The organism is Nocardioides proteolyticus, from assembly GCF_051280635.3.
GTDB lineage: Bacteria > Actinomycetota > Actinomycetes > Propionibacteriales > Nocardioidaceae > Nocardioides.
Genome location: NZ_JBNBPO030000034.1, coordinates 19,803 through 34,797 on the forward strand (window position 1 = coordinate 19,803; position 14,995 = coordinate 34,797).

Consider the following 14,995-nt stretch of genomic DNA (forward strand, 5'->3'; position numbering starts at 1 on the left):
TTCTCAGGCGACGGTCTTCGGCGCGACCAGGCGGGTGGCCGCCCAGTCCTTGCTCACCGTCGCCGTGGTCGTCTGGGACAGGCCGGCGATGGGCGCGGCCTCCGCGATGTCGGCCGGGTCGACCGCGCCGGGACGTCCCACCTTCGGGGTCAGCAGCCAGATCACGCCTCCGCCGACGAGGTCGGTCAGCGCGTCGACGAGCCCGTCCACGAGGTCGCCGTCGTCGTCACGCCACCAGAGCACGACCGCCTCGACCACGTTGCCGTAGTCGCCGTCGACCATGTCACCGTCGATGGCGTCCTCGATCGCGACGCGCAGGTCGTCGTCGGTGTCGTTGTCCCAGCCGAGCTCCTGGACCACCGTCCCGGGCTTGAGCCCCATCCGCTCGGCGGGTCCGGTCGGGCCGGATGAGTTGCTGCCGCCGGTGGCGGTCGAAGTCACGGTGTGTCCTCCAGGCTTTCTCGGGGGGGTACGACGACGCCCGCGGCGCGGGACTAGGGAGTAGTCCAGCGGAGTGGCAAGGTGCGGCGCAACCCCTCGGTACCCAGACCGCGGCGGAGAACGCTACTGCTGGGTAGATTTTCCCCTCTTCCGTTCGGTGCAACGATGGGCGAGTGACCGCTGACACCCCCGACGCCACCGGCGCCGGCGCCACCCCGGCCGGCCGTGAAGCATCCGTCCCATCGGTGATCCACGAGGGGCTGCCGACCCAGCTCCCGGACATCGACCCCGACGAGACCCAGGACTGGATCGACTCCTTCGACGCGCTGCTCGACGAGCGCGGGCGCGACCGGGCCCGCTACGTCATGCTGCGGCTCCTCGAGCGCGCCCGCGAGGCGGCGGTCGGCGTGCCCGCGCTGCGCAGCACCGACTACATCAACACCATCCCGCCCGAGCGCGAGCCGTGGTTCCCCGGCGACGAGGAGGCCGAGCGCCGGATCCGGGCGTTCATCCGGTGGAACGCCGCGGTGATGGTCTCCAGCGCCAACCGCAAGGGCCTGGAGGTCGGTGGCCACATCGCGACCTACCAGTCGTCCGCTTCCCTCTACGAGGTCGGCTTCAACCACTTCTTCCGCGGCAAGGACCACCCTGGCGGCGGCGACCAGATCTTCTTCCAGGGCCACGCCTCGCCCGGCATCTACGCCCGCGCCTTCCTCGAGGGCCGGCTCGACGAGCAGCAGCTCTACCGGTTCCGTCAGGAGGTGCAGCACGGCGCCGGGGCCGGCCTCTCGTCGTACCCCCACCCGCGGCTGATGCCGGACTTCTGGGAGTTCCCGACCGTGTCGATGGGCCTGACCGCCATCCACTCGATCTACCAGGCGCGGTTCAACCGCTACCTGGAGAACCGCGGCATCAAGGACACCGGCCAGCAGCGCGTCTGGGCGTTCATGGGCGACGGCGAGATGGCCGAGCCGGAGTCGCTCGGCGCCATCCGGGTCGCCGCCCGCGAGGAGCTCGACAACCTCGTCTGGGTGGTCAACTGCAACCTGCAGCAGCTCGACGGCCCGGTGACCGGCAACGGCAAGATCATCCAGGAGCTCGAGGCCAACTTCCGCGGCGCGGGCTGGAACGTGATCAAGGTGGTCTGGGGTCGCGAGTGGGACCCGCTGCTGGCCCGCGACGTCGACGGCGTGCTGGTCAACCGGATGAACACCACTCCCGACGGGGCGTTCCAGACCTACTCCGTGGAGTCGGGCGGCTACATCCGCGACAACTTCTTCGGTGCCGACCCGCGGCTGCGGGCGATGGTCGAGCACATGAGCGACGACCAGATCCGCAAGCTGCCGCGCGGTGGCCACGACTACCGCAAGGTGTACGCCGCGTTCGACGCGGCCACCAAGCACGCGGGCCAGCCGACGGTCATCCTCGCGAAGACGATCAAGGGCTGGACGATCGACGCGCTGGAGGGTCGCAACGCCACCCACCAGATGAAGAAGCTGACCAAGGACGACCTCCGGCGCTTCCGCGACCGGCTCTACCTCCCGATCAGCGACCGGGACATCGACCTCGCGTGGGAGGAGACCGGTGCGGCGCCGTTCTTCCACCCCGGCAAGGACGCGCCCGAGATCCAGTACATGCTCGAGCGGCGCAAGCAGCTCGGCGGCTCGCTGCCGAAGCGGGTGGACCGCTCCCGGATGCTGGAGCTCCCCGGCGACTCGGTCTACGCCGAGCTGAAGAAGGGCGCCGGCAACAACAAGGTCGCCACCACGATGGCGACCGTCCGGCTGCTCAAGGACTGGATGAAGGACCCGGGCATCGGCGCGCGCCTGGTGCCGATCGCGCCCGACGAGTACCGCACCTTCGGCATGGACGCGATGTTCCCGACGGCGAAGGTCTACAACCCGGCCGGGCAGAAGTACGAGTCCGTCGACCGCAAGCTGCTGCTCTCCTACAAGGAGTCCGCGCAGGGCCAGATGCTGCACGAGGGTATCTCCGAGGCCGGTGCCGTCGGCTCGGCGATCGCGGCCGGGTCGTCGTACGCGACGCACGGCGAGCCGATGATCCCGTTCTACATCTTCTACTCGATGTTCGGCTTCCAGCGCACCGGCGACTCGATCTGGGCGATGGCCGACCAGCTGGCGCGCGGGTTCCTCATCGGGGCCACCGCCGGTCGCACCACCCTCACCGGTGAGGGGCTGCAGCACGCCGACGGCCACTCCCCCCTGCTGGCGGCGACCAACCCCGCGGTCGTGCACTACGACCCGGCGTTCGCCTACGAGGTCGGCCACGTCATGCGCGCCGGCCTGGAGCGGATGTACGGCGCCACCGACGACCACCCGCGCGGCGAGGACGTCATCTTCTACCTCACCGTCTACAACGAGCCGGTCGACCAGCCGGCCGAGCCCGAGGACCTCGACGTGAGCGCCCTGCTCAAGGGCCTCTACCGCTACTCACAGGCCGACGGCGACGGACCGCGGGTGCAGCTTCTCGCCTCCGGCGTCGGCTTCCCGTGGGTCCTGGAGGCGCAGCGGCTGCTCGCCGAGGACTGGGGCGTCCGCGCGGACACCTGGTCGGTGACGTCGTGGAACGAGCTCGCCCGCGACGCCGTCGCGGTCGAGGAGTGGAACCTGCTGCACCCGGGCGAGGCGCACCGCACGCCGTACGTCACCGAGGCGCTCGGCGACGCGCCCGGCCCGGTGGTGGCCGTGTCCGACTTCATGGCGGCGGTGCCGCTGCAGATCGCCCGCTGGGTGCCCGGCGACTACCGCGTGCTCGGCACCGACGGCTTCGGCTTCGCCGACACCCGGCCGGCGGCCCGGCGCTACTTCCACGTCGACGCCGAGAGCGTCGTGGTCCAGGCGCTCCAGGCGCTGGCCGACGCCGGCGAGATCGACCCGGGCCGGGTGAAGGAGGCGGCGGACCGCTACCGGATCGACGACCCCACGGCCGTCGCCGGGGTCAAGCAGGAGGGCGGCGACGCCTGAGCCCGCTCACGGCCGGCCCGCTCGGTGCGCGCCTTCGCGGGCCCGGCCGCGCCGGCCGTGAGCATCCGGCGGAACCGCGCCCGGTTGTAGGTCGCCGGCTTCGTCGTGGTGACGAACTCGTCGAGGATCTCCACGAACCGCTCGGGATGGTCCTTGTGGGGGAAGTGGCCGGCGTCGTCGATCACCTCCACCCGGATGTCCGGGGCGAGGGCCGCGGCGTTGCTCGCGTGGTGCACGGCGATCACCTGGTCGTCACGCCCCCAGAGCACGGCCATCGGCATCGCCTCGCTGAGGTAGGCGCGGTCGGACATGGTCACGATCTGCCCGCGCCAGTCGATCACGGCGCGCACGAGGTGCCGGATCGCGAACCGGGTGCGGCGGTCCTTCCAGGACTCCAGGATGCAGGCGACCTCGTCGAGGTCGCGGGTGTACTTGCGCAGCGGCCCGCCGCCGTACGACGCCAGGGCGCGGAGCGCGGCCTCCTCGGCGTGCCGGACGCCGGGGAGGGTGAGCAGCTCCATCACGCTCCCCCAGCCGGGTGCCTGGATCAGCTTGATGAACGGCGTCACCTCGGGCCCGAGGCCTCCGGTGGCCACCAGCATCAGCCGCTGCGTCCGCTCGGGGAACTGGTAGGCGAACTGCATCGCGATGCCGCCACCGAAGCTGTGTCCCACGACCGTCACCTTGTCGATCCCGAGCACCGTCAGCAGGTCGCGCATGCCGTTGGCGTAGCCGCCGAGCGTGTAGTCGGCCCGCGGCTTGTCGGAGAGGCCGTGACCGAGGAGGTCGGGCGCGATCACCGTGTAGCGCTCGGCCAGCAGGTCGATCACCGGCTCCCACGTGGTGTGGTCGCAGGCGAGCCCGTGCAGCAGGAGCAGCGCGGGGCCCTCGCCCCTCTTGACGAACGCGCGTCGCTTGCCGTGCACGGTGGCGAACTGCACCGGGTGGGCGGGCTGGTCGGCCATGCCGTCTCCTCCCATGGGGGTGGCCGACGATTCAACCACGATGGTTGACACGGCAACGCGCGAGGTCCCGGTCGCGCGGCCCTACGCTGGGCGCATGGCACCGACCGATCCCGCCGCGCGTGCCCGGGCGACCCGGCAGCTTCGTGCGGCGACGGGCTCCCTCAGCACGGCCGCGATCGGCCGGATCGAGGCGGACCGCCCGTGGTTCCGGCGGCTGAGTGCCGAGGACCGCTCGTGGGTCGGGATGATCGTCCAGGCCGGTGTGCAGGCCTTCGTCGACTGGTTCGCCGAGGGCGGCGGCACCGAGCCCCGGGACGAGGAGCTGGTCGTCTCGGTCTTCGGTGCGGCGCCGCGGGCGCTGACCGGGGTGATCGACCTGCGCCAGACCGTCGACCTCATCAAGCTCACCATCGACGAGGTGGAGCACAACATCGACCGGCTGCTCGAGGCGGAGGTGGCGGCCGACGTGCATGCGGCCGTCCTCCGCTACGGCCGTGAGGTCGCGTTCGCGACCGCGGAGGTCTACGCGCGGGCCGCCGAGGTCCGCGGCCGGTGGGACGCCCGCCTCGAGGCCCTCGTCGTCGACGCCGTGCTCCGCGCCGAGACCGACGAGTCGGTGCTCTCCCGGGCCAGCGCCGTCGGATGGGCGGCCCGCGGCGAGGTGGCGGTGGTGGTGGGCTCCGCTCCGGCCGAGGTCTCCGGTGCGGCCACGGGCGCCTTCGACGCCGTCCGGCGCGCGGCCCACGAGCTGGGCCTGGACGCCCTGTGTGCGGTCCAGGGCCACCTCCTGGTCGTGATCCTGGGCGGGGTGGGCGCTCCGGACAAGGACGCCGCGGCTGTCGCGCCCCTCTTCGGCGAGGGCCCCGTGGTCGTGGGTCCGGTGGCGGGCGACCTGTCCTCCGCCCACGTCTCGGCCCGGGTGGCGCTGGGGGCGCTCCGCGCGGCCGCCGGGTGGCCGGAGGCTCCCCGGCCGGTGTGCGCCCACGACCTGCTGCCCGAGCGGATCCTGGCCGGCGACGAGACCGCCCGCGCCGAGGCGGTCGACCAGGTCTACCGCCCGCTCGCCGCGTCGCGCGGTGAGCTGGTCGAGACGCTCGCGGCCTACTTCGCTAACGGTGCGGCGATCGAGGCCACGGCCCGCGCGCTCTTCGTGCACGCCAACACCGTTCGCTACCGGCTCGGGCAGATCGGTGACGTCACCGGACTGACGCCGTCGGTCCCGCGCGACGCGCTGGTGCTCCAGCTGGCTCTCGTCCTCGGTCGGCAGGCGGACCCGCCGCGGTTGTAGGACTCCCACAAAGCGGGATCCCGAGATTCGTGGGCGGCGGACGCGCGGCAGCGGGTCCGGCACGGGCAGGCTGAAGCCGTGCTCGTGATCGTGGCTCCCGGACAGGGGGCGCAGACCCCCGGCTTCCTCTCGCCCTGGCTGGACGACCCGACGTTCGCCGCCCGCACGGAGTGGCTGTCGGCCGTCGCGGGGCTGGACCTCGCGCACTACGGCACGGACGCCGACGAGGAGACCATCCGCGACACCAGCGTCGCTCAGCCGCTGCTGGTGGCAGCCGGGCTGGTGGCGGCGCTCGAGCTGTTCCCGCACCCCGCCGACGCGTTCGCCCGGCTCGGCGCGGTGACCGGGCACAGTGTCGGTGAGATCACGGCCGCGGCCGGTGCCCGGGTGATCACCGCGGAGCAGGCCATGGTCCTCGTGCGCGAACGGGGGCGCGCGATGGCTCAGGCGGCCGCTGCCACACCGACCGGTATGACGGCGGTGCTGGGCGGCGACCGGGAGGAGGTGCTGGCCGTGCTCACGCAGCGCGGCCTCACCGCCGCCAACGACAACGGACCCGGGCAGATCGTCGCGGCCGGCACGCTCGAGCAGCTCGCCGACCTGGCGGCCGACCCGCCGGCGAGGGCGAAGCTGCGCCCGCTGTCGGTCGCCGGGGCCTTCCACTCCCCGCACATGGCGCCCGCCGTGGACCACGTCGCCGCGCTGGCGCGGTCGGTGTCGGTCCACGACCCGCGCACCCGGTTCGTCTCCAACACCGACGGCAACGTCGTGCACGACGGCCGGGAGGTCCTCGGCCGGATCGTCGGGCAGATCGCCCGCCCGGTCCGCTGGGACCTCTGTCTGGACACCATGGCCGACCTGGGCGTCACCGGCTTCCTCGAGATGCCGCCGGCCGGCACCCTGACCGGCATCGCCAAGCGGTTCTTCCGCGACCGCGGCCTGACGGTCGAGACGTTCGCCCTCACCAGCCCCGACCAGCTCGACGACGCCCGCGCCTTCGTCGAGCGACACGGCGAGGTCTCCCCCATCGACACCACCCCGACCTGGCGGATGGTGGTCTCCCCCGCCAAGGGCGTCTTCCACGTCGCCGAGGACGCCGTCGAGGTCGACCGCCTCTCCCCCGGGGTCGCCATCGGCGACGTGGCGAGCCTCCGCGACCGGATCACCGTCACCGCCACGCACGGTGGTCAGGTCGTCGAGTGGCTCGTCGAGGACGGCGACCCGGTCGCCCCCGGCCAGCCCCTGCTGCGGCTGCACCCCGAGGCTGTGCCCGCTTGAGCGCGACCACGAGCGCCCGCCCGACGCCCGCCCTCCGCGTCGAGTCCGGCGCTGCCCACGCGGCGATGCTCGGCATCGGCGCCTACCGCCCGGAGCGGGTCGTGCCCAACGCCGAGATCGTCGACGCCATCGACTCCAGCGACGAGTGGATCCAGCAGCGGTCGGGCATCCGCACCCGGCGCTGGGCCGGCGACGGCGAGACCATCGTGTCCATGTCGGTCGCCGCGGCGCGCGCGGCGCTCGCCGACGCCGGCGTCGACGCCCGCCAGGTCGAGTGCGTGATCGTGGCGACGGTCAGCCACCTGCTCCAGACACCGGCCGCGGCGACCGCCGTCGCCCACGAGCTCGGCACCGACCAGGCCGCCGCGTTCGACATCTCCGCGGCGTGCGCAGGCTTCTGCCACGGCGTCGCCCTCGCCAACGACCTCGTCCGCGGCGGCAGCGCGCGCTACGTCCTGGTGATCGGCGTCGAGCGGCTCTCCGACATCACCGACCCCCACGACCGGGGAACCGCGTTCATCTTCGCCGACGGCGCAGGCGCTGCCGTGGTCGGCCCGTCCGAGGAGCCGGGCATCGGACCCGTCGTGTGGGGTTCGGACGGGGAGCAGCAGGACCTGATCCGGCAGCGTGAGGACTGGCGCGACGTGTTCGCCGCCGGCGCCGCGGCCGCCTGGCCCGCGCTCACGATGGAGGGCAACGCGGTGTTCCGGTGGGCGTCGTACGCCATGGCGAAGGTGGCGCAGCAGGCGCTGGACCGTGCCGGCGTGACCGCCGAGCAGATCGACTGCTTCGTGCCCCACCAGGCGAACAACCGGATCACCGACGCCATGGCCCGCGCGATGCGGCTGCCGGCGTCGGTCCGCATCGCCCGCGACGTCGTCGACGCGGGCAACACCTCGGCGGCCTCGGTGCCGCTGGCGCTCCGGCGGATGATCGACGACGGCGAGGCCCGCTCCGGCGACCTCGCCCTCCTGGTCGCGTTCGGAGCAGGCCTGGCGTACGCCGCGCAGGTCGTCACCGTCCCCTGAGCCGTCCCCGGCTCGGCCCACCACCACCAATGATGGAGAGAAGATGAGCACCGAAGAGATCCGCAGCACCCTCGCCGACATCGTCAACGAGGTCGCGGGCATCCCCGCCGACAGCGTCCAGCTGGACAAGTCGTTCAGCGACGACCTCGACGTCGACTCGCTGTCGATGGTCGAGGTCGTGGTCGAGGCCGAGGAGAAGTTCGGCGTCACCATCCCCGACGACGAGGTCAAGAACCTCAAGACCGTCGGTGACGCCGTCTCCTACATCGAGCGCAACCGCGCGGCGGCCTGATCCGACGTGACCGCCGCCAAGTCGCGCACCCGCGTCGTCGTCACCGGGCTGGGCACCACCAGCCCGCTCGGTGGTGACGTCGCCAGCACGTGGGAGGGCCTGCTCGCCGGCCGGTCGGGCGTACGACGCCTGGGCGACTGGGCCGACGACCTGCCCGTGACGATCGGGGCACCCGCCGCCGTCGACCCGGCGGAGGTCCTCGACCGGGTGGTCGCCCGGCGTCTGGACCGGTCGTCGCAGCTCGCGCTCGTCGCGGCGCTCGAGGCCTGGGCCGACGCCGGCCTGGCCCCGGCGCAGGAGGCGGGCGACCTGGACGGCGATCGCCTGGGTGTCGCCTTCGCGTCGGGCATCGGCGGCGTGCACACGCTGCTCGCCAATCACGACGCGCTGCGGGACAAGGGAGTTCGCCGGGTCTCGCCCATCGCGGTGCCGATGCTGATGGCCAATGCTCCGGCAGCCACGATCAGCCTCAAGCTCGGTGCGCGCGGCCCGGTCAACACCCCGGTCTCCGCGTGCGCCTCCGGCAACGAGGCGATCTCCCTGGCCGCCGACCAGATCCGGCTCGGTCGCGTCGACGTGGCCGTCGCCGGCGGCACCGAGGCCGCGATCCACCCGCTCCCGATCGCGGCGTTCGCCAACATGATGGCGCTGTCGAAGAACACCGGCGACCCGACCGCGGTCTCCCGGCCCTTCGACACCGGACGGGACGGCTTCGTCCTCGGCGAGGGCGCCGGAGCTCTGGTCCTGGAGTCGCTCGAGCACGCCCGGGCGCGAGGCGCCCGGATCTACGCCGAGGTGCTGGGCGCCGGCATCACAGCCGACGCCCACGACATCGCCCAGCCCGACCCCGCCGGTCGCGGCGGCGCCCGGGCCATCCGGCGGGCGCTCGAGGACGCCGACGTCGCGCCCACCGACGTCGCCCACCTCAACGCGCACGCGACGTCCACGCCCCAGGGCGACGTCGCCGAGTCGCTGATGCTCCACGCCACGCTCGGCGCGCACGCAGCCGAGGTGGTGGTGACCAGCACCAAGTCCATGACCGGACACCTGCTGGGTGGCGCCGGCGCACTGGAGGGCGTGGCGACCGTGCTGGCCGTCCACCACCGGGTGTCACCGCCGACCATCAACCTCGACGACCAGGACCCCGAGGTCCACCTGGACGTCGCCACCAAGCCGCGCGACCTGCCGCTCGGCGACGTCGCGGCGCTCAACAACTCCTTCGGCTTCGGCGGCGCCAACGTCGCCGTCCTCTTCGGATCGGTGGGCTGACCCCATGACAGCAACCACCACCGCTCCGAGGGTCGCTCGACCCGCCGCACGTGAGGACGACCCGCGCCACCCACTCTCCCGGCTCGGTGCGCTCCTCGACGCGGGGTCGCTGGAACTCCTCCCCTCCGGCGGCCCCGACTGCGGCATGGTCGCGGCGACCGGCACGGTCGACGGCGCCCGCGTGGTCGCTTTCTGCTCCGACGCCACCGTGATGGGTGGCGCCATGGGCAGCGACGGCTGCGCGGTCGTCGTCGACGCCTACCACCGTGCGCTGACCGACCGGGTCCCGATCATCGGCCTGTGGCACTCCGGCGGCGCCCGGCTCGCCGAGGGCGTGGCGTCGCTGCACGCCGTGGGCCGGATCTTCGAGGTGATGACCCGCGCCTCCGGCGTGATCCCGCAGATCTCGGTCGTGCTGGGGCCGGCCGCCGGCGGCGCCGCCTACGGGCCGGCGCTGACCGACGTGGTGATCCTCGGCCCCGAGGGCCGGATATTCGTGACCGGACCGGAGGTGGTCCGCTCGGTGACCGGCGAGGCCGTCGACATGCTCCGGCTCGGCGGTCCCGAGCCCCACGGCCGCCGCTCCGGCGTCGTCCACGTGGTCACGACCGGCGAGGACGAGGCGCTCGCCAAGGCGCGGTCGGTCTCGGCGCTCCTGGGCGCCCAGGGCAGCCTCGACGCCGGCCGGGTCGCCGACCAGGACCTCGAGGCGATCCTCCCCGACTCCCGCAAGCGGGCCTACGACGTGCGGCCGCTCATCGACGGCATCCTCGACCCCGGCACCACGCTGGAGCTCCACGCCGGCTGGGCGCCCAACATCGTCACCGCTCTCGGCCGGCTGGGCGGCCGGACGGTCGGCCTGGTCGCCAACAACCCGCTGCGGCTGGGCGGCTGCCTGGACTCGCCGTCGGCGGAGAAGGCGGCGCGGTTCGTGCGGATGTGCGACGCCTTCGGGATCCCGCTGCTGGTCGTCGTGGACGTGCCCGGCTACCTGCCCGGGGTCGGCCAGGAGTGGGACGGCGTCGTACGACGCGGGGCGAAGCTGCTGCACGCGTTCGCCGAGTGCTCGGTGCCGCGCGTCACGCTGGTCACCCGCAAGGCCTATGGCGGCGCCTACATCGCGATGAACTCGCGCTCGCTGGGCGCGACCCGCGTCTTCGCCTGGCCCGGGGCGGAGATCGCCGTGATGGGGCCCCTCGCCGCCGTCCGGATCCTGCACCGCCGCCGGCTCGCCGAGGTGGCCCCCGAGGTCCGGGACCAGGTCGAGGCCGAGCTCGCCGCGGAGCACGAGCGGATCGCGGGCGGCGTCGACCGCGCGGTCGAGCTGGGCGTCGTCGACCAGATCGTCGAGCCCGCCGAGACCCGCACCGCGCTGGCCGCGGCACTGGTCCGCGCGGTGCGCGACGAGGGCGTCCGGCGCGGGGCGCACGGCAACATCCCGCTCTAGCGGACTCCTCGCAGCTGCACGCAGCGCCGGCCCCGTGGGGGTCGGCGCCTGCTGCGCGCGGCGGTCAGACCACCTGGTGGAGCCAGCGGACCGGTGCTCCGTCGCCGGCGTGCCGGAAGGTCTCCAGCTCGTCGTCCCAGGGCTTGCCCAGGAGCTTGTCGATCTCGTTCTCCAGCGTCGTCTCGCCGAGGGCCGACCGGACGACCGCGGCCTTGAGCCGGTCCTCGGGGATCATGATGTCGCCGTGGATGCCGGTCACGGCGTGGAAGACGCCGAGGTCGGGGGTGTAGGAGTAGCGGGAGCCTTCGGTGCCCGCCGTCGGCTCCTCGGTGATCTCGAACCGCAGGTGGTTCCAGCCGCGGAGCGCGGAGGCGATCTCCGCCGACGCCCCGACCTTGCCGGTCCAGGAGAACTCGCAGCGGTAGCTGCCGGACTGGGCCGGCTGCGGCGTCCAGTGGGGGTTCACGGGGACGCCGAGCACGCCGCCCACCGCCCACTCGATGTGCGGGCACAGCGCGGACGGCGCGGAGTGGACGTAGAAGACGCCCCTGGTTGCGCTCATGCTTCCGGTCACCACGTACTCCCTCGTTGCCTTCCTACCCTCCGGCGTGAGCTACGCCTTCCCCAGCGGTCTCCTCGGAGCGATCGGTCGGCATCGAGCGGGCGTGACACCGCACTGAGCGACTCGTGTGTTGTTGTGCAGTCCATTGTGGCGCATGTGACGCCGGCAGGCCAGTGTTTCGCGCCGGCCGGTCCGGCGTGTCCGGCGGGCGCCGGCTCCCCGGCCGAGCGCGCTCAGGGTGCGGCGCGCCGCACCGGGCGCGGGCCGAGCGACATCAGCTCGTCGAGGACCTTCTGCGCGATCCCCAGGCCGCCGAGGTGGCTCTCGCCGTCGATGGTGGTGAGGGTGGCGTCCGGGAGTCGGTCGACGCAGTGCCGGCCGTGCCGCAACGGCACGATGTGGTCGTCGTCGCCGTGCCACCAGCGCACCGGCACCGTCACGTCCTCCAGGCGGAACCCCCAGTCCTGGGTGAAGAGCAGCAGGTCGGCGAGGGGGGCGGTGATCTGGAAGCGGCTGCCGTTGAGGAGGTCGTCGAGGAACATCGCCCGGAACTCCGGACGGGCGAGCATCCGCTTGTCGCCGGCGGGCTGCACCGCCGCGTAGAGGTCCAGCGCCGGCCCGCCCAGCGGGCGCACGGCGCGGATCGCCGTCGTGAGCGCGAGCCCGAGCGGCACCCGGCCGGCCGCCAACAGTGGGGCGGCGTGCACGGCCAGCTGGATGACGCCGCCGGCGGCAGCGTCCGCGCCGCGGGTCGGCGCGACGCCGCCGAGCACCCCGACGCCGTGCACGCGGTCCGGCATCGCCGCGCCTGCGGCGAGCGCGTACGGTCCCCCGCCCGACAGCCCGATCACCCGCAGCGTGTCGATCGCGAGGGCGTCGAGCAGGAGGGCCAGGTCGTCGGTCCAGTCGAGAAGACTGCGATAGACGTGCGGCGTGGACGAGCCGATGCCCGGACGGTCGATCCCGATCAGCCGGACGCCGTGCTCCTGCGCGTAGGCGCGGGCGTCCACCGGGATCTGCCGGCGGGCGCCGGGCGTGCCGTGCATCCAGACGATGGCCGGGCCGCGGTGTGCGCCGTACTCCGCGAAGCTGAGCCGGCGTCCGTCCCGCACCGCGACGCTGCCCTCGAGAGTCGGCCGCTCGGGCCGGTCGGGAATGCGAACCGACGGGAACCTCATGCACCGGAGTGTGACAGGTGCGCGGGCCACCCGGGACATTGTCCTAAGGTTCGTCCATGACCATGGGGCAGGCGGCGTCCGGTCGCGTCCCGGCGCGGGGCCGCCGGAAGGCGACGGCCATGAAGTCGGCGCGCGGCCGCCCCACCGGCGGACGGGCCGGCGGACGGGCCGGCGGACGGGCCGTCCGGCGCCGGGCGTCCCGCGACCGCGCCCTGCGCGCCCCGCGGGTCCCGGGACCGTCGTTCCGCTCCGGGGGCTGGCGTACCGTGGTCGTCGTGGCGGCGACCGCGCTCCTGCTGGGGTGGCTCTCCTGGTACGCCGCGACCCCGGAGCCGCTCCCCACCAGCGACCGCACCGTGAACGCCAGCGGGGTCGTCGGCACGCCCGTGTACATCGGGATGTTCACGGCGCCCGACGGCTTCGACCGCACGCTGCGGATCTCCGGCGTCCAGGTCCGCACCACCGCCAACGCCGACCTCACCGTGACTCCGCTCCTGTGCCGTCGCGGCACCGTGGGCGTCACCACGGACCCCGAGCAGTTCTGCGCCGACCTCGTCAACCCCGAGGGTGAGCGACTGACCGCGCAGGACTCGATCGTGCTCAAGATGGAGGCGGAGGAGCCGGTCCTCGCGATCGTCGAGCGGATCCGGATCGCCTACCGGGAGGACATCCGGTGGGGCACCCAGCCGGCGGGCAACCACCAGGCGATCGTCTCGATCGCCGGCCGCAGCGGCGACGGCTGAGGCCCGAGAGCCCCGAGAGCCCCGAGCGCCTCAGTCGCGCTCGACGCGCTTCTCGAGCGACTCCGCCCGCTCCGCGGCGTCGGTCAGCTCCTCGGCGTCGATCGCGTTGGTCTTGTGAAACCAGGTCAGCGCGTCCTGGAGCCGGCCGGCCTCCTCGAGGGTGTCGGCGTAGGCGTAGCGCAGCCGCACCACCCAGGCCTCCCGGCTCTTGCTGTTGAGCGGCGCGACCTCGAGGGTCCGGAGCGCCGCGTCGAACTGACCGAGGTCACGGCGGGCCCCGGCCTCGACGATCGTCATCTCCGCCTTCGCCGCCGGCGCGAACCGCGCCACGGCAGGGCTCTTCGCCAGCTCGAGCGCCCGGGTGGGGTTGCCCAGGGCGCGGTGGCAGTCCGCCATGATCGGCAGGTAGGCGGTGGCGCCGTTCATCCGCTTGGCAGCACGCAGCTCCGAGAGCGCCTCGGCGAAGTGGCCGGCGGCGTACGCCGCCTCGCCCAGCGCCTCGCGCACGACCGCGATCCGCGGTGCCCGCGCACGCGCCGCCTTGGCGTGCTGGTAGGCCGTCTCCGGATCATCGTCCACGAGCTCGCCGGCCGCAGCCAGGTGCCGGGCGATCCGGGCGGCCAGCTTCTCCGGCATGCCCTTGAGGTGGGCGCGCACGGAGGGACTGAGCTCGGCGCCGGTGATGTGCGGGGGCAGCGGCGGGCCGTCGTACGTCGCCTGGTCGGCGCGATCGCGCCGATCCGCCGGTGCGCGCTCCGCTCGCCGGCCGTCCGGCTTGCGGTCGGTGGGCCGGCCCCGCCCGCCCGGCTTCCGGTCGTAGGGCTTGCGCTCGCTGCCGGAGCCCGACTTCGCGCCGCTCCCGCGGGACGCGTCGCCCCTGCGCGGAGCGCCGCCCTTGCCGGGCGCGCCGGACTTCCGGGCCGGGTCGCGTCGACCTCGCTGGTCTGCCATGGAACGTCTCTCTCCTGGACGTCGAGTCTCTGTTGAGCTTTCGTGGGGTAAATAGCGTAGAGGCCACCCGGGGGTGGCCTCTACGTGGTGTATGTCCGGCGGCGTCCTACTCTCCCACAGCCTCTCGGTTGCAGTACCATCGGCGCTGGCTGGCTTAACTTCCGGGTTCGGGATGGGACCGGGTGTTTCCCTGCCGCTATGGCCGCCGTAACTCTATGAACCCCTCTCACCCCGGGTGGTGGGGTGTGGGTTGGATTGTGTGGACGCGCTCACCGTCAACCAGTGGCTGGTTGTGTGGTGGTTGTGTTGCCCCGTGGTTTGTTGGTTGTGTTGGGGGTTTGTTGTGGCAAGTCTTCGGCCTATTAGTACCGGTCGGCTGGGCATTGCTGCTGTACACCTCCAGCCTATCAACCCAATCATCTTTTGGGGGCCTTAACCCTACAAGGGGGTGGGAAACCTCATCTTGAAACGTGCTTCCCGCTTAGATGCGTTCAGCGGTTATCACTTCCGAACGTAGCCAACCAGCCCTGCACCTGGCGGTACAACTGGCACACCAGAGGTTCGTCCAT

The 14,995-nt window shown here is 73.0% G+C and carries 13 protein-coding genes and 2 rRNA genes; 8 read left to right on the plus strand and 7 right to left on the minus strand.

Annotated features, from left to right (window positions below; all coding sequences use genetic code 11):
* Positions 1–3: 3 nt before the first annotated feature.
* Positions 4–441 (minus strand): DUF3052 domain-containing protein, encoded by a 438-nt coding sequence (locus tag ACPOLA_RS17230; protein ID WP_435771736.1) that lies wholly within the window; start codon positions 439–441, stop codon positions 4–6.
* A 173-nt stretch (positions 442–614) separates the two neighbouring features.
* Here ACPOLA_RS17230 and aceE point away from each other — a divergent pair, with 173 nt between their 5' ends.
* Positions 615–3,425, plus strand: a complete 2,811-nt coding sequence (aceE, locus tag ACPOLA_RS17235) for a pyruvate dehydrogenase (acetyl-transferring), homodimeric type (RefSeq protein ID WP_435771737.1) — start codon at positions 615–617, stop codon at positions 3,423–3,425.
* On the opposite strand, the gene ACPOLA_RS17240 is transcribed toward aceE, so the two are convergent.
* Complete coding sequence (locus tag ACPOLA_RS17240; protein ID WP_435771738.1) at positions 3,365–4,390, minus strand: alpha/beta fold hydrolase; 1,026 nt, start codon at positions 4,388–4,390, stop codon at positions 3,365–3,367. The genes aceE and ACPOLA_RS17240 overlap by 61 nt on opposite strands.
* A 94-nt stretch (positions 4,391–4,484) precedes the next feature.
* Here ACPOLA_RS17240 and ACPOLA_RS17245 point away from each other — a divergent pair, with 94 nt between their 5' ends.
* The 6 genes from ACPOLA_RS17245 to ACPOLA_RS17270 all read left to right on the plus strand — a co-directional run bounded on the left by ACPOLA_RS17245 (position 4,485) and on the right by ACPOLA_RS17270 (position 10,992).
* A complete protein-coding gene (locus ACPOLA_RS17245) occupies positions 4,485–5,678 on the plus strand; it encodes a PucR family transcriptional regulator (protein WP_435771739.1) in 1,194 nt (397 codons plus the stop codon).
* Positions 5,679–5,756: 78 nt separating this feature from the next.
* On the plus strand, positions 5,757–6,956 hold the full coding sequence (locus ACPOLA_RS17250) for an acyltransferase domain-containing protein (protein WP_435771740.1): 1,200 nt from the start codon (positions 5,757–5,759) through the stop codon (positions 6,954–6,956).
* 65 nt (positions 6,957–7,021) lie between these two features.
* On the plus strand, positions 7,022–7,984 hold the full coding sequence (locus ACPOLA_RS17255) for a beta-ketoacyl-ACP synthase III (RefSeq protein WP_435771748.1): 963 nt from the start codon (positions 7,022–7,024) through the stop codon (positions 7,982–7,984).
* A gap of 43 nt (positions 7,985–8,027) precedes the next feature.
* Positions 8,028–8,276: an acyl carrier protein gene (locus tag ACPOLA_RS17260; protein ID WP_435771741.1), complete on the plus strand. Its 249-nt coding sequence runs from the start codon at positions 8,028–8,030 to the stop codon at positions 8,274–8,276.
* A gap of 6 nt (positions 8,277–8,282) precedes the next feature.
* Positions 8,283–9,545: a beta-ketoacyl-[acyl-carrier-protein] synthase family protein gene (locus ACPOLA_RS17265; protein WP_435771742.1), complete on the plus strand. Its 1,263-nt coding sequence runs from the start codon at positions 8,283–8,285 to the stop codon at positions 9,543–9,545.
* Between the two features lie 4 nt (positions 9,546–9,549).
* Complete coding sequence (locus ACPOLA_RS17270) at positions 9,550–10,992, plus strand: acyl-CoA carboxylase subunit beta (RefSeq protein WP_435771743.1); 1,443 nt, start codon at positions 9,550–9,552, stop codon at positions 10,990–10,992.
* Between the two features lie 64 nt (positions 10,993–11,056).
* On the opposite strand, the gene ACPOLA_RS17275 is transcribed toward ACPOLA_RS17270, so the two are convergent.
* Positions 11,057–11,554, minus strand: coding sequence for a DUF3145 domain-containing protein (locus tag ACPOLA_RS17275; RefSeq protein WP_435771744.1), 498 nt, complete (start codon positions 11,552–11,554; stop codon positions 11,057–11,059).
* A 233-nt stretch (positions 11,555–11,787) separates the two neighbouring features.
* Positions 11,788–12,732: an alpha/beta fold hydrolase gene (locus ACPOLA_RS17280; protein WP_435771745.1), complete on the minus strand. Its 945-nt coding sequence runs from the start codon at positions 12,730–12,732 to the stop codon at positions 11,788–11,790.
* A gap of 56 nt (positions 12,733–12,788) precedes the next feature.
* On the opposite strand from ACPOLA_RS17280, the gene ACPOLA_RS17285 reads away from it, so the two are divergent.
* On the plus strand, positions 12,789–13,475 hold the full coding sequence (locus tag ACPOLA_RS17285) for a hypothetical protein (RefSeq protein WP_435771746.1): 687 nt from the start codon (positions 12,789–12,791) through the stop codon (positions 13,473–13,475).
* 30 nt (positions 13,476–13,505) lie between these two features.
* Here the strand turns inward: ACPOLA_RS17285 and ACPOLA_RS17290 are convergent, their stop codons facing one another.
* The 3 genes from ACPOLA_RS17290 to ACPOLA_RS17300 all read right to left on the minus strand — a co-directional run.
* The gene (locus ACPOLA_RS17290; protein WP_435771747.1) at positions 13,506–14,426 is read right to left on the minus strand and encodes a tetratricopeptide repeat protein; all 921 of its coding nucleotides are present in this window, start codon (positions 14,424–14,426) and stop codon (positions 13,506–13,508) included.
* A gap of 93 nt (positions 14,427–14,519) precedes the next feature.
* Positions 14,520–14,636: ribosomal RNA gene (gene rrf / locus ACPOLA_RS17295) — 5S ribosomal RNA — on the minus strand.
* A gap of 132 nt (positions 14,637–14,768) precedes the next feature.
* Positions 14,769–14,995 (minus strand): 23S ribosomal RNA (locus ACPOLA_RS17300); the annotation flags it as partial.

What these genes read in the sequence shown, in the direction of transcription:
- ACPOLA_RS17240 (WP_435771738.1), bottom strand. Translation starts at nt 4,390, where the DNA reads ATGGCCGACCAGCCCGCCCACCCGGTGCAGTTCGCCACCGTGCACGGC.
- ACPOLA_RS17255 (WP_435771748.1), top strand. Translation starts at nt 7,022, where the DNA reads ATGCTCGGCATCGGCGCCTACCGCCCGGAGCGGGTCGTGCCCAACGCC.
- ACPOLA_RS17260 (WP_435771741.1), top strand. Translation starts at nt 8,028, where the DNA reads ATGAGCACCGAAGAGATCCGCAGCACCCTCGCCGACATCGTCAACGAG.
- ACPOLA_RS17290 (WP_435771747.1), bottom strand. Translation starts at nt 14,426, where the DNA reads ATGGCAGACCAGCGAGGTCGACGCGACCCGGCCCGGAAGTCCGGCGCG.
- ACPOLA_RS17270 (WP_435771743.1), top strand. Translation starts at nt 9,550, where the DNA reads ATGACAGCAACCACCACCGCTCCGAGGGTCGCTCGACCCGCCGCACGT.
- ACPOLA_RS17275 (WP_435771744.1), bottom strand. Translation starts at nt 11,554, where the DNA reads ATGAGCGCAACCAGGGGCGTCTTCTACGTCCACTCCGCGCCGTCCGCG.
- ACPOLA_RS17280 (WP_435771745.1), bottom strand. Translation starts at nt 12,732, where the DNA reads ATGAGGTTCCCGTCGGTTCGCATTCCCGACCGGCCCGAGCGGCCGACT.
- ACPOLA_RS17285 (WP_435771746.1), top strand. Translation starts at nt 12,789, where the DNA reads ATGACCATGGGGCAGGCGGCGTCCGGTCGCGTCCCGGCGCGGGGCCGC.
- ACPOLA_RS17245 (WP_435771739.1), top strand. Translation starts at nt 4,485, where the DNA reads ATGGCACCGACCGATCCCGCCGCGCGTGCCCGGGCGACCCGGCAGCTT.